This is a genomic window from uncultured Jatrophihabitans sp., from assembly GCF_964244045.1.
GTDB lineage: Bacteria > Actinomycetota > Actinomycetes > Mycobacteriales > Jatrophihabitantaceae > Jatrophihabitans.
Genome location: NZ_CAXTHK010000003.1, coordinates 59,954 through 72,058, shown reverse-complemented (window position 1 = coordinate 72,058; position 12,105 = coordinate 59,954). Strand labels below are relative to the sequence as shown.

At 67.5% G+C, this 12,105-nt stretch carries 12 protein-coding genes; 9 read left to right on the top strand and 3 right to left on the bottom strand.

What is annotated here, in order from left to right; translation table 11 throughout:
* Positions 1-126: 126 nt before the first annotated feature.
* Positions 127-315, bottom strand: coding sequence for a DUF3073 domain-containing protein (locus ACFFC4_RS03465; RefSeq protein ID WP_375497814.1), 189 nt, complete (start codon positions 313-315; stop codon positions 127-129).
* 329 nt (positions 316-644) lie between these two features.
* Between ACFFC4_RS03465 and ACFFC4_RS03460 the strand changes: the two genes are divergently transcribed.
* The 6 genes from ACFFC4_RS03460 to ACFFC4_RS03435 all read left to right on the top strand — a co-directional run bounded on the left by ACFFC4_RS03460 (position 645) and on the right by ACFFC4_RS03435 (position 6,812).
* Positions 645-854, top strand: a complete 210-nt coding sequence (locus ACFFC4_RS03460; RefSeq protein ID WP_375497812.1) for a BldC family transcriptional regulator — start codon at positions 645-647, stop codon at positions 852-854.
* A gap of 158 nt (positions 855-1,012) precedes the next feature.
* On the top strand, positions 1,013-2,692 hold the full coding sequence (locus tag ACFFC4_RS03455; RefSeq protein WP_375497810.1) for an AMP-binding protein: 1,680 nt from the start codon (positions 1,013-1,015) through the stop codon (positions 2,690-2,692).
* A 112-nt stretch (positions 2,693-2,804) separates the two neighbouring features.
* Positions 2,805-3,332 (top strand): MarR family winged helix-turn-helix transcriptional regulator, encoded by a 528-nt coding sequence (locus tag ACFFC4_RS03450; protein WP_375497808.1) that lies wholly within the window; start codon positions 2,805-2,807, stop codon positions 3,330-3,332.
* Positions 3,332-5,074 carry an MDR family MFS transporter gene (locus ACFFC4_RS03445; RefSeq protein ID WP_375497806.1) on the top strand — a complete coding sequence of 581 codons (1,743 nt, stop codon included), beginning with the start codon at positions 3,332-3,334 and terminating at the stop codon, positions 5,072-5,074. The genes ACFFC4_RS03450 and ACFFC4_RS03445 overlap by 1 nt, the downstream gene beginning before the upstream one ends.
* Positions 5,075-5,108: 34 nt before the next feature.
* Positions 5,109-5,513 (top strand): cyclic nucleotide-binding domain-containing protein, encoded by a 405-nt coding sequence (locus tag ACFFC4_RS03440; RefSeq protein ID WP_375497804.1) that lies wholly within the window; start codon positions 5,109-5,111, stop codon positions 5,511-5,513.
* A 210-nt stretch (positions 5,514-5,723) separates the two neighbouring features.
* A complete protein-coding gene (locus ACFFC4_RS03435) occupies positions 5,724-6,812 on the top strand; it encodes an ABC transporter ATP-binding protein (RefSeq protein ID WP_375497802.1) in 1,089 nt (362 codons plus the stop codon).
* A 3-nt stretch (positions 6,813-6,815) separates the two neighbouring features.
* Here the strand turns inward: ACFFC4_RS03435 and ACFFC4_RS03430 are convergent, their stop codons facing one another.
* Positions 6,816-7,622: a phosphotransferase gene (locus tag ACFFC4_RS03430; RefSeq protein WP_375497800.1), complete on the bottom strand. Its 807-nt coding sequence runs from the start codon at positions 7,620-7,622 to the stop codon at positions 6,816-6,818.
* Positions 7,612-8,598: a sugar-binding transcriptional regulator gene (locus ACFFC4_RS03425; protein ID WP_375497798.1), complete on the bottom strand. Its 987-nt coding sequence runs from the start codon at positions 8,596-8,598 to the stop codon at positions 7,612-7,614. The genes ACFFC4_RS03430 and ACFFC4_RS03425 overlap by 11 nt, the downstream gene beginning before the upstream one ends.
* Positions 8,599-8,788: 190 nt before the next feature.
* Between ACFFC4_RS03425 and ACFFC4_RS03420 the strand changes: the two genes are divergently transcribed.
* From ACFFC4_RS03420 to ACFFC4_RS03410, 3 genes are all read left to right on the top strand, one after another.
* Positions 8,789-10,144: an ABC transporter substrate-binding protein gene (locus tag ACFFC4_RS03420; protein ID WP_375497796.1), complete on the top strand. Its 1,356-nt coding sequence runs from the start codon at positions 8,789-8,791 to the stop codon at positions 10,142-10,144.
* 95 nt (positions 10,145-10,239) lie between these two features.
* Positions 10,240-11,202, top strand: coding sequence for a carbohydrate ABC transporter permease (locus ACFFC4_RS03415; RefSeq protein ID WP_375497794.1), 963 nt, complete (start codon positions 10,240-10,242; stop codon positions 11,200-11,202).
* Positions 11,199-12,083, top strand: coding sequence for a carbohydrate ABC transporter permease (locus ACFFC4_RS03410; protein ID WP_375497792.1), 885 nt, complete (start codon positions 11,199-11,201; stop codon positions 12,081-12,083). Before ACFFC4_RS03415 ends, ACFFC4_RS03410 begins: the two co-directional genes overlap by 4 nt.
* The last annotated feature ends 22 nt before the right edge of the window (positions 12,084-12,105 follow it).

Genomic DNA, 12,105 nt, shown 5'->3' with positions numbered 1-12,105 from the left:
AATGATCCGGTGTCAGCGTGCCACCGGCTTCTCGATCTCCGTGGCACAAACACGACGGGTTGCCTCGACGACAAAATAACGATCGGGATGAGATCGGCCACGGGAACTCAGCCCGGTCGAACGCGCTCAGCGGTCGGTGCCGGTCCAGTCCTCGTAGCCGTCGTCCTCGAGATCCGACTCCTGCGTCGGCGCGCGGCCGCCAGAGTCAGAAGTCCCGAGCTCCCGCTGCAGCGAGTCGAGATCCGTAAAATGCGTGTTGTATTTCAGCTCTCGGGCCACTTTTTGCTGCTTGGCCTTCGCCCGGCCTCGCCCCATGGCTCGACCCCCTCGCTCGCGCGCTCATCCGGTTGTCGGCCGCTTGACGAGAGGGTAGCGGGCATACCGGGGAACTAGTCATCTCGTGCGGCCAGCGTACCGCGCGTAGAAGTGCCGCGGCGCGGAGGGACGCAGGCGTGGATCGGTGTCCGGAAGTAGCGCTAAACGTCCGGTTTGCCCGCCGGAGAATCCGGACAGCAACTTCCTGCCTGGCACAGAGTGGACAGTTGAACGCGCACCTATGGGCGCTGCGTTTAACCGTATGCATACTTGGGGTGTTCACACGGAACAGGACTCCGCGTGATGAATCCCCAGAAGGGTGGCACCTCATGACCACGGTCCGTCATCGGCCCGAAACCGAAGCTCTGCTCACCCCGTCCGAGGTAGCGACGCTGTTTCGCGTCGACCCCAAGACGGTCACGCGTTGGGCCAAGGCCGGCAAGCTCACCTCGATCCGCACGCTTGGCGGCCACCGCCGCTACCGCGAGTCCGAGGTTCGTTCACTGCTGGACGGCAACACCGCACCGATCGACGCCTGATCACGCGCCATCGAGCGACTCGCGCGTTGCGCGACACCCATACCGCACCTGGACCGGACTACCGGTCCCCGGTGCGGTGTTCGTGTTTAAGCGGGGTTGCCCTGCCGGATCGCCCCGCGCCGTTTCGGCTGTGACCCAGCACACTTAGGCTGAGTCAGGTGAGCACCACACCCGCCCCGACTTCAACCGCCATTCCGTCAGCGAGCTCGTACGCTAGCGGCACATCGGACACCCCGCTCCTCGGCCAGACGATCGACGCCAACCTGCGCGCCGCCGTCGCCCGCTTCCCCGACCGCGAGTCGCTCGTCGACGTCGCCGCCGGGCGCCGCTACACCTACGCCCAGCTCGACGCCGCGGTCGACGAGCTCGCGCGCGGGCTGCTGGCCCGGGGGGTGCAACGCGGCGACCGGGTCGGCATCTGGGCGCCGAACTGCGCGCCGTGGTTCCTGACCCAGTACGCCACCGCGCGCATCGGCGCGATCCTGGTCAACATCAACCCGAGCTACCGGACCCACGAGCTAGCGTTCGTCCTCAAGCAGGCCCGCGTCGGCACGCTCGTCTCGGCTGTCAGCTTCAAGACCAGCGAGTACCGCGACATGATCGAGCAGGTCCGCCCCGAGTTGCCCGAGCTGCACGACGTCGTCTACCTCGACGATCCGAGCTGGGACGCGCTGCTCGCGGACGGGCAGGCCGTCCCCGCCGAGCAGGTCGCCGAGGCCTCGGCCCGGCTCGCCTTCGACGACCCGATCAACATCCAGTACACGTCCGGCACCACGGGCTTTCCCAAGGGCGCGACGCTGTCGCACCACAACATCCTCAACAACGGCTTCTTCGTCGGCGAGGGCATGAGCTACACCGAGGCCGACCGCATCTGCGTGCCGGTGCCCTTCTACCACTGCTTCGGCATGGTCATGGGCAACCTCGCCTCGACCAGCCACGGAGCCTGCATCGTCATCCCGGCCCCCGGGTTCGACCCGGTGGCCACGCTGCGCGCCGTCCAGGACGAGAAATGCACCTCCCTGTACGGCGTCCCGACCATGTTCATCGCCGAGCTCGCACTGGACAATTTCGCCGACTTCGACCTGAGCAGTTTGCGCACCGGGTGCATGGCCGGCTCGCCGTGCCCGATCGAGGTCATGAAGCGGGTGATCAGCGAGATGCACATGGACGAGGTGACGATCGCCTACGGGATGACCGAGACCTCGCCGGTGTCGACGCAGACCCGCAAGGACGACTCCCTCGACCGGCGCACCGCCACCGTCGGCCGGGTGCACCCGCATGTCGAGGTAATGGTGGTCGACCCCGAGACCGATCTGCCCGTGCCCCGCGGCGAGACCGGCGAGCTCTGCACCCGCGCCTACTCGGTGATGAGCGGGTACTGGGACGAGCCCGAGAAGACGGCCGAGGTACTGCGGCGCGGCTGGATGCACACCGGCGACCTCGCAGTCATGGACGACGACGGTTACCTCAACATCGTGGGGCGCATCAAGGACATGGTCATCCGCGGTGGCGAGAACGTGTACCCGCGCGAGATCGAGGAGTTCCTCTACACCCACCCGGACATCGTCGACGCCCAGGTGATCGGCGTTCCCGACGAGCGCTACGGGGAGGAGCTGATGGCCTGGGTACGGCTGCGTGCCGGGGCTGCCGAGCTGACGGCCGAGACGCTGCGCGAGTTCTGCAGCGCAAGACTCGCCCACTACAAGATCCCGCGCTACGTGCACGTCGTCGACGACTTCCCGATGACGGTCACCGGCAAGGTGCGCAAGGTCGAGATGCGCACGCACGCCGTCGAGATCCTGGGGCTGCAGGGCGCGGCGGCAACCAGACACGCCTAAGGGCCGGCTTCGATTTCGGCTTGCGGAATAGCTGAGGTTGGGTAGATGCTTGTATCGAGCAACTAACTATCTGCCGCAGCCGCCGGCCGCCGTGTCGAAGAACGAGACCACCATGACTGATGTTGCCGAGCGCTCCGGCACCGAGGCGCGGCTGAACGTCGAGCAGATCGCCGACAGCTTCATCCGGATGATGCAAACGTTCAGCAAAGCTCGCAGCCGGCTGCTGGCCGCGGCGGCCCATGACGTCGAATGGTCGGCGCACGTCATCCTCAAGACCCTTCGCGCCGAGGGGCCCATCCGCTCCGGCGCGCTCGCCGAGGTCATTCAGTCCGATCCGTCCACCGTCAGCCGGCAGGTCGCCGCGCTCGTCAAGGACGGGTTGCTCGAGCGGCGGGCCGACCCTGAGGACGGCCGGGCCGCGCTGTTGGTCCTGACCGAGCGTGCCCGCGAGGTGCTCGCCGTCCAGGACCGGCTGCGTCTCGACCACTACGCCGACATGCTGGTCGGCTGGACGGACGAGGACCTCGCGCAGTTCGCCGAGCTGCTGCGACGCTTCACCGAGACCTATGAGAACGCCAACGAACACTGGATCACCGAACGGATCAGCCGAGTCGCTGTGCGTTCAGAAGGAAGCAACTGATGACGACGACCGAGTCCGTACCCAGTGCCGTCGAGGCGCCGTCCGGGGACGGCAGGCTGAGCCACAAGCAGATCAAGACGATCCTGTCGGGCCTGATGCTCGGCATGTTCCTTGCGGCGCTTGACCAGACCATCGTCTCGACGGCCATCCGCACGATCGGCGACGACCTGAACGGTTTGTCCGTGCAGGCGTGGGTCACCACCGCGTTCCTGATCACCTCGACGATCGCAACACCGCTGTTCGGCAAGCTGTCCGACATCTACGGACGCAAACCGCTGTTCATGATCGCCATCACGATCTTCGTCCTGGGCTCGGCGCTGTGTGGCCTGGCCCAATCGATGTACATGCTGGCCGCGTTCCGCGCCTTCCAGGGCATCGGCGCCGGCGGCATCATGCCGCTGGCCCTGGCCATCATCGGCGACATCATCCCGCCGCGTGAGCGCGCCCGCTATCAGGGCTATTTCATGGCCGTGTTCGCGACCTCCTCAGTGTTGGGACCGGTCATCGGCGGCTTCCTGGCCGGCCAGGCCCACATCTTCGGCGTGCCGGGCTGGCGCTGGATTTTCTACATCAACGTGCCGATCGGCGCCATCGCCCTGTTCGTAGTGCAGGCCGTGCTCAAGCTCGACCACACCCGCCGCCCGAGCCGCATCGACTGGGGCGGCGCCGCTGCGCTGGCCGCCGGCCTGGTGCCGCTGTTGATCATCGCCGAGCAGGGTCGTACCTGGGGTTGGATGTCGGTCGGCGCCTTCACCTGCTACGTGCTCGGCGCCGCCGGGCTGGTCGCCTTCGTCTTCGTCGAATTGCGCATGGGCGACGCGGCCCTGCTGCCGATGCGGCTGTTCCGCAACAAGGTCTTTGCGCTCGGTTCGCTTCAGGCCACGATCATCGGTATGGGGATGTTCGGCGGCATCGCCTCCATCCCGCTGTACCTGCAGATCGTCAAGGGTGCGTCCCCCACCAAGTCCGGCCTGCTGCTGCTGCCGCTCATCGGCGGGCTGATGGTCGCCTCCCTGGCCGCCGGCCAGGTAACGTCCCGCACCGGCCGGTACAAGATCTTCCCCGTCACCGGCTCGGTGTTGATGGTCATCGGGATGGCGCTACTGACGCAGACGGCTGCCGACACAGCCCTATGGCAGACCGATATCTTCATGGCCATCTTCGGCCTCGGCTTGGGCATGAACATGCAGAGCATCGTCCTGGCCATGCAGAGCTCGGCCGATCCGCGCGACATGGGCGTCGCGACCTCGTCGGTGACGTTCTTCCGCCAGGTCGGCGGCTCGCTCGGTACCGCGGTCTTCCTGTCGATCCTGTTCTCCCGCGCAGCCACGAACGTGCCGGCAGAGCTGAAGAAGTCCGGCGCCTCGCTACCCGCGGGCAAGTCGTTCGATCTGAACGACACCAGCGGCATCGACAAGCTCCCGGACCAGGTGAAGCACCCGATCCTGGTCGGATTCAGCAACGCGATGGACACCGTGTTCCTGGTCGCGGCGATCGTGCTGGTGCTGGCCATCGTCGTCTCGGCCCTGATGAAGGAGGTCCCGCTGCGCTCCGTCTCGGGCAACCAGGCGGCCCGCTCCGCTGCGGGTGCAGCGGCTCCGGCCCCGGCTGCGAACGGGGTGGCCGACGGGCAGACCCCGACGGGCAGCGACGAGCGCTTGTCCTGCGGACCAAACGTCGACGGGGCGCAATCCACGTCCGCCGGCGACGGGCGACACGACGCGGACCGACCGCAGTCGTGATGCGTCGTAGCGTGCGCCGCTCTAGGCTCGCGGCATGGCCAACGACAAGCGCGAACTGATCTCCACGCTGCGCGGGTACGCGACGTTCGCGGACTGCGACAAGGCCGACATCGAGGCCCTCGTCGAGGCCGGCGGCGCGTTCAGCCTGCCGGCCGGCTGGCCCCTCGTGCAGGAGGGCATCCCGGCCGACGCGGTCTACGTCCTCACCGAGGGCGAGGCCCGCGTGTTCCACCAGCGCGAGGAGATCGCCACCATCGGGGTCGGCGATCTCGTCGGTGAGATGGCGCTGCTCAAGGGTGGCCAGCGCAAGGCCACCGTGACCTCGGCCAGCCGGGTCGCGGGGCTGCGCGTCGAGTACGACAAGCTCAAGCCCGTCCTGGCCAAGCGGCCCAAGCTCGCGGCGGCCTTCGACGCCGTGTACGCCGCGCATTCCGGCTGACGGACAGCTGACACGGGCTGCTCATATGAGCAGCCCTTGACTCGTCTGTGCAGTGTGGTGTGTGATGCGTCGCACAAGGTTGCTATGCCGTCGGTGGCGCACCGCCATGACACCGGTGGGGCGGACTACACGCTCCCGACGGAAAACCGTGGGGCGCCGACCAGGCGCCCGTACTCGGCGCAACCGAGCACACCGGTCGGGGAGCGTGGCATGGCCACAGTTTCGTTCGCCAAGGCCTCTCGCCTCTACCCGGGTAACCCGGTACCCGCGGTCAACGAACTCGACCTCGACATCGAAGACGGCGAGTTCATGGTGCTCGTCGGCCCGTCGGGGTCCGGAAAGTCCACGGCCTTGCGGATGCTCGCCGGCCTCGAGGAGGTCAATGCCGGCGAGATCCACATCGACGGAGCCGATGTGTCGCGCAAGGCGCCCAAGGACCGCGACATCGCCATGGTCTTTCAGAACTATGCGCTGTACCCGCACATGAGCGTCGCCGAGAACATGGGCTTCGCGCTCAAGCTCAAGGGCGTCCCCAAAGAGGAACGCATGACCAAGGTCCGCGACGCCGCCCGGCTGCTCGACCTGGAGGCCTATCTCGAGCGCAAGCCCAAGGCACTGTCCGGCGGCCAGCGCCAGCGCGTGGCGATGGGCCGGGCGATCGTCCGCGAGCCCAGCGTGTTCCTGATGGACGAGCCGCTGTCCAACCTCGACGCGAAGCTGCGGGTCGAGACGCGCGCCAACATCGCGGCGCTACAGGCAAGGCTGAAGACGACGACCGTCTACGTCACCCATGACCAGGTCGAGGCCATGACCATGGGCCACCGCGTCGCGCTGCTGAAGGATGGCGTCCTGCAACAGGTGGACACCCCGCGCAATCTCTACGACCGGCCAAAGAACGCGTTCGTGGCCGGTTTCATCGGCTCGCCGGCGATGAACCTGCGGCACGCGCAGCTGGTGCCGGACGGCGCCAAGCTCGGCGACACCGTCATCGCGTTGCCGCGCGAGATGCTGGAGCGCGCTCATCGGATCGGCGTCGAGCAGATCCAGCTCGGCATCCGCCCCGAGGCCCTCTCGCTGTCCGACCGTGGTCTCGCGCTGCAGGTCAGCCTGGTCGAGGAGCTCGGTTCGGACAGTTACGTTTACGGCAGCCTGGCGGGTGACAACCCGGCCACGGACCGTCCCATCGTGGTTCGGGTCGCGGGCCGCACCGCGCCACGCATCGGCGAGACTCTCACGGTGTCCGCCGAGCCGGGCCAGGAGCACGTCTTCGACGCCAGCACCGGCGACCGCATCGGGTAGCCGTCAGCGCACGGCGTCGGCCAGGTGCAGCTGGTTTCGGCGTAGCCAGGCGTCGGCGCGGGCGTACATCTGCGACTGGGCGGCCCACAGCCGGCCGAAGGCGGGGTGCCCGCGGCGGCTCGCGTCCTCGATGATGGCAGCGATCCAGGCGTTGGCCTCGACGGTGGCCTCGGCGGCGTCGTAGCGCAGGCCGGCCGGCGCCTCGTAGCCGTCGAGCAGCGCCCGGAATCGACGACGGACGTTGCCCTGCCGGCTGTCGGCGATGTCGCCGGCGCTGCGCAGCGGGGCCCAGAAGCAAGCGGTCACGGCGAGATCCCAACCTGCGCTCGCCGGTGCGGCGAGGTCGAAGTCGATTAGCGCCGCCGGGGCGCCGGCCCGAAAGATGACGTTGGCCGGATTGACGTCGTTGTGCGTGATGAGCGGACCGCGCCAGCGCACCGGCACGGGGCGCTGCCAGACCAGTCCGGTGCTGTCGAAGCCGGCGCAGTGCTCGTGCAGCTCGTGCAGCAGCTGGCCCACCCCGAACACCGCGTCGTCGCGCAGTGCCCAGTCCGCGAGCGGCTCGGTGGCGGCAGTGCCTTCGAGGTAGGTGAGCACCTCGCTGCGGTCGTCGGCGGTGACGACCCGTGGCGCCTTGGTGAAACCGCGGCGCACGAGATGGTCGAGCAGGGCGTGGACCGCGCGGGTGTGTACGCCGCGTGGCCGGTGGACGGTGTCGCCGACGCGCACGACGCGGCCCCGGTTGGCGGTGCCGCCGGGCAGCGGCCCGTCGATGCCCGTACCGACGATCCGCCCCCGCTCAGCGCTCACGACTGCTCCTGATGGGGGCTGGACCGAGCCCGGCCTCGGTGGCGGTGTCGAGCAGGGCCCGAGCCAGGTCAGTATGCGTGATGAGCCCGTTGACGAGGCCGCCGCGCAGCGCGGCGAGGACGGCGGGCGCCTTGCGCCGCCCGTAGGCGACGGAGATGACGGTATCGATGCGCCGCAACTGATCGCCGGTGACCCCGATGATGCGGCGACTGAGCGGCGTAGCCAGCGGTTTGCCGGCGCTGTCGATGATCGCGCCGGAGATCTCGCCGATCGCCCCCAGCTCGGTGGTGCGTTGCTGGGCGGCCGGCTCGACCATGTCATAGATGGTCGACAACTCGGGTTCCCAGGCGCCGATCCCCACGACGGCGACAGTCACCTTGTCGGCCAACTCCGCAGCATGCCTGACCTCCGGCTGCTTGCGCAGGCTGCGTGCCGACGCCGCGTCAGGGGCCACCAGCGGCGCGTAGAAGACGTGCGGGCTGCCGCCGCTGGCCTTCGCCACGCTGCGCACCAGCTCGAGGACGTCGCTGCCGTCGGGCCCGGACAGCGCCCCGGTGAGCTGGACGACCGGGCACGGCGCAATGGCCATGCCCTCGCGGGCCACCCCGCGCAGCGAGCGCGCCCAGGCGAGTCCCAACACGTCCTCGCGCGTGATGAGGCCGTGCAGGACCTCGCCGGTGACCCGGCCGAGCAGCTGTCGCAGGGTGTCCGGACCGTCGTCCTCGGCGGTGACGACCACTGCGTGCGACAGGCCGAACATCTCCTGCAGGCGCACGGACAGCTCGGTGTCGTATCCCGTCGGCGATGCGACGTGGATGGTGACCACTCCTTCCCGGCGGGCCGTGTCGAGCAGGCGGGCGACCCGGAACCGGCTGATGCCGAGCTCGAGGGCGATGTCGCTCTTCGAGCGGTCGTCGAGGTAGTAGTTGCGCGCGACTCGCGCGAGCAGCACGTGCTCGGTCGGAGTGGGGGTCACGACGTCCTCCAGTTGAAGCCATTCTGCTCGTTTGAGCGCCGCCGGTATCAGTTCGGCACCAAGCGTTGATAGTGACGAGAGTCACGTAAGAAGCTTCGGCTGTCATTCGAGCACATCGGTGCTCATGTGAGAGGTCAAGTGACCAGCGACGGCGTGCAATGACCTGCACCCACTGACAGGAGTACGACGCATGCGAATGAGACGGCGAACCGGCATCGTGGCCCTGACGCTCGTCCTGGCTTCGGCGGGACTGGGCGCCTGCAGCGCCGGCGGCAACAGCTCGGGCAAGAAGAGCATCAACGTCCTGATGGTGAACAACCCGCCGATGCTCGAGCTGCAGAAGCTCACCGCGGCCAACTTCACGAAGCAGACCGGCATCAAAGTGAACTTCGTGGTCAAGGTCGAGCAGGACATGCGCGACACGGCGAGTACGGAGTTCGCCAACCAGACTGGGCAGTACGACGTGGCCACGCTGTCGAACTTCGAGATCCCGTACTACGCCAAGGCGGGCTGGATCTCGAGCATGGCGAGCATCGCGAAGGACCCGAAGTTCGACCAGGCCGACATCCTGCCGTCGATGACCTCTGCGCTGTCCTACAACGGCACCGTCTACGGCGAACCGTTCTACGGCGAGTCGTCATTCCTGATGTATCGCAAGGACGTGATGCAGAACCTCGGCATCACGGTGCCCACCGACCCCACCTGGCAGCAGGTCGCCGAATGGGCGGCGAAGGCCGATGGCTCGCAGGCGGGCATGAAAGGCATCTGCCTGCGCGGCCTGGCCGGCTGGGGCGACAACCTGGCTCCGCTGACCACGGTCGTGAACACCTTCGGCGGCACCTGGTTCGACCAGGACTGGAAGGCGCAGGTGAACACCGGCGGATTCAAGAAGGCGGCGAACTTCTACGTCGACCTCGTGCGCCAGCACGGCGAGCCCGGCGCGGCGACCTTCAGCTTCCCGCAGTGCCTCAACGCGCTGCAGCAGGGCAAGGTCGCGATGTGGTACGACTCCACCGCGGCGGCCGGCTCCCTCGAGGCTTCCGACTCCCCGGTGAAGGGCAAGATCGGCTACGTCTCCGCGCCGCACGACCAGACCGCGCAGTCCGGGTGGCTCTACACCTGGGCGTGGGCCATCGAGAAGGCCTCGAAGCACCAGGAGAACGCGAAGAAGTTCGTCAGCTGGGCTTCGAGCAAGGCCTACGAGCAGCTCGTGGCCGCCGACACGAAGAACCCCAGCACGGGCGGACCGACCAACATCCCGGCCGGTAAGCGGGCCTCCACCTACTCCGACCCGACCTACCTCAAGGTCGCTTCGGCGTTCGCCACGCCGACCTTGAACTCGATCAAGAACGCACCGGCGGCCATGCCGGGGGTGCAGAAGCGTCCGTACAGCGGCATCCAGTTCGTCGGCATCCCGTCGTTCACGGACTTCGGTACGAACTGCGCCAAGGCGGTGAGCAGTGCGATCGCCGGCTCGGAGACCACGGATTCGGCGCTGAACAGCTGTCAGGCGCTCGCGCAGGCGGCCGGCAACAAGCAGAAATGACGCACGCGGCCGTGGCCGGCACTCATCTGCCGGTCACGGCCGCTGCTCACGGCCACCGCCGTGACCGACGACCCCACCAGGAGGCGGAGGCCAGGATGAGTTCGATAGCCCTCGACAAGCAGGCGGCGCCCGCGCCGCGGCCGGCCGCGAAGGTCAGCCCGCCGAAGGTTCACAAGTGGGACAAGCAGTCCTGGGTGCGCAGGGCACCGCTGCTGCCCGCCCTGGTCTTCCTGATCATCGTGACGCAGCTTCCCTTCGTGGCCACGCTGATCATCTCCTTCATGAACTGGAGCGCCCAGCCCGACGCCCCGGGCCGTTCGTTCGCCGGTCTCGACAACTTCAAGTCGGTGTTCCAGACCGCCGCCTACCGTGAGGCCGTCTACACCTCGATCCAGATGACGGTGACGGTGGTGGCCGTCAGCGCCGCCCTCGGTCTCGGCATCGCGTTGCTGCTCGATCACTCCTTCATCGGCCGCGGCGTGGTCCGCACGATGATGATCGCCCCGTTCCTGGTCGTCCCGATCGCGGCGGCGGTGTTCTGGGGCAACGGGGTGCTGCAGACGGGCTTCGGGCTCGTCGACGGCCTGCTCGGCGAGCTGGGCGTGCACGACGCACAGAACATCTCATTCCTGACCGAACACCCGAAGATGGCCATCGAGATCGAACTGATCTGGCAGTGGACGCCGTTCATGATGCTGATCCTGCTGGCCGGCCTGCAGTCCCGCGACGGCGACGTCATGGAAGCGGCCAGCATCGACGGTGCCAACGCCTGGCAGATGTTTCGCAACATCACCCTGCCGCACCTGCGTCGCTACCTCGAGCTCAGCGTCGTCCTCGGCACGATCTTCATCGTCCAGAACTTCGACGCCATCGTCGGGATGACCGGCGGCCAGAACTCGACCAACATCCCGTTCGAGATCTACGAGGTCTTCTACTCGGCCAAGGACTACGGCGCGGCCTCGGCCCTGGGCGTCGTGGTCGTCATCGGCTCGATCATCGTCGCGACCGTCGGGCTGCGCGTCGTGTCCTCCCTGCTCACCGACGAGGAGGTCCGATGACCTCGGCCACCATGGACCCGCAGGTCCTCGACGACGTCCCGTCGGCGAAGTCGCCGTCGGCACGCCGCTACGGCAAGGCCGTCATCGCCGTCTCCGCCTGGGTGATCGGCTTGGTCTTCATCGTCCCGATCCTCTACATGATCCTGACCTCGCTGCACACGCCGCCCAAGGCGCAGACCTACCCGCCGAGCTGGACCGCGCCGCTCACCGGTCAGAACTACAGCGACCTGTTCGGCGAGACCAACAACATCAGGCCCGCGCTGTTGAACTCGTTGCAGGCAAGCGTCGTCTCGACGGTGCTCGTGCTGGTCCTGGCGATCCCCGCGGCGTACGCACTCGCGATCCGTCCGGTGCGCAAGTGGACGGACGTGATGTTCTTCTTCCTGTCCACCAAGATGCTCCCGCCGGTGGCCGGGATCCTGCCGATCTACCTGTTCACGACCAAGGTCGTGAACCTGCCGGACAACATCCTTGTGCTGATCGTGCTGTACACCTCGATGAACCTCCCGATCGCGGTGTGGATGATGCGCTCGTTCCTCGCCGAGGTGCCACCGGCGATCATCGAGGCGGCCTCGATGGACGGTGCGAGCACGCTCATGATCCTGCGCAAGATCGTCGCACCGATCGCCATGCCGGGCATCGCGGCGACGTCGCTGATCTGCTTCATCTTCAGCTGGAACGAGCAGCTGTTCGCGAAGGTGCTGACGAGCGTCAATGCCCAGACGGCGCCGGTGTACGTGAGCACGCTCATCCAGACCGAGCACGCCTACCTGGCGCAGTTGTCCGCGGGCGCGGTGATGATCTCGATCCCGGTCCTGGTGGCGGGCTTCGCAGCGCAGGACAAGCTCGTCCAGGGACTGTCGTTGGGTGCTGTGAAATGACCGGCGAGCCGCGCGGGGTGCA

What these genes read in the sequence shown, in the direction of transcription:
- ACFFC4_RS03465 (WP_375497814.1), bottom strand. Translation starts at nt 315, where the DNA reads ATGGGGCGAGGCCGGGCGAAGGCCAAGCAGCAAAAAGTGGCCCGAGAG.
- ACFFC4_RS03460 (WP_375497812.1), top strand. Translation starts at nt 645, where the DNA reads ATGACCACGGTCCGTCATCGGCCCGAAACCGAAGCTCTGCTCACCCCG.
- ACFFC4_RS03450 (WP_375497808.1), top strand. Translation starts at nt 2,805, where the DNA reads ATGACTGATGTTGCCGAGCGCTCCGGCACCGAGGCGCGGCTGAACGTC.
- ACFFC4_RS03445 (WP_375497806.1), top strand. Translation starts at nt 3,332, where the DNA reads ATGACGACGACCGAGTCCGTACCCAGTGCCGTCGAGGCGCCGTCCGGG.
- ACFFC4_RS03440 (WP_375497804.1), top strand. Translation starts at nt 5,109, where the DNA reads ATGGCCAACGACAAGCGCGAACTGATCTCCACGCTGCGCGGGTACGCG.
- ACFFC4_RS03435 (WP_375497802.1), top strand. Translation starts at nt 5,724, where the DNA reads ATGGCCACAGTTTCGTTCGCCAAGGCCTCTCGCCTCTACCCGGGTAAC.
- ACFFC4_RS03420 (WP_375497796.1), top strand. Translation starts at nt 8,789, where the DNA reads ATGCGAATGAGACGGCGAACCGGCATCGTGGCCCTGACGCTCGTCCTG.
- ACFFC4_RS03415 (WP_375497794.1), top strand. Translation starts at nt 10,240, where the DNA reads ATGAGTTCGATAGCCCTCGACAAGCAGGCGGCGCCCGCGCCGCGGCCG.
- ACFFC4_RS03410 (WP_375497792.1), top strand. Translation starts at nt 11,199, where the DNA reads ATGACCTCGGCCACCATGGACCCGCAGGTCCTCGACGACGTCCCGTCG.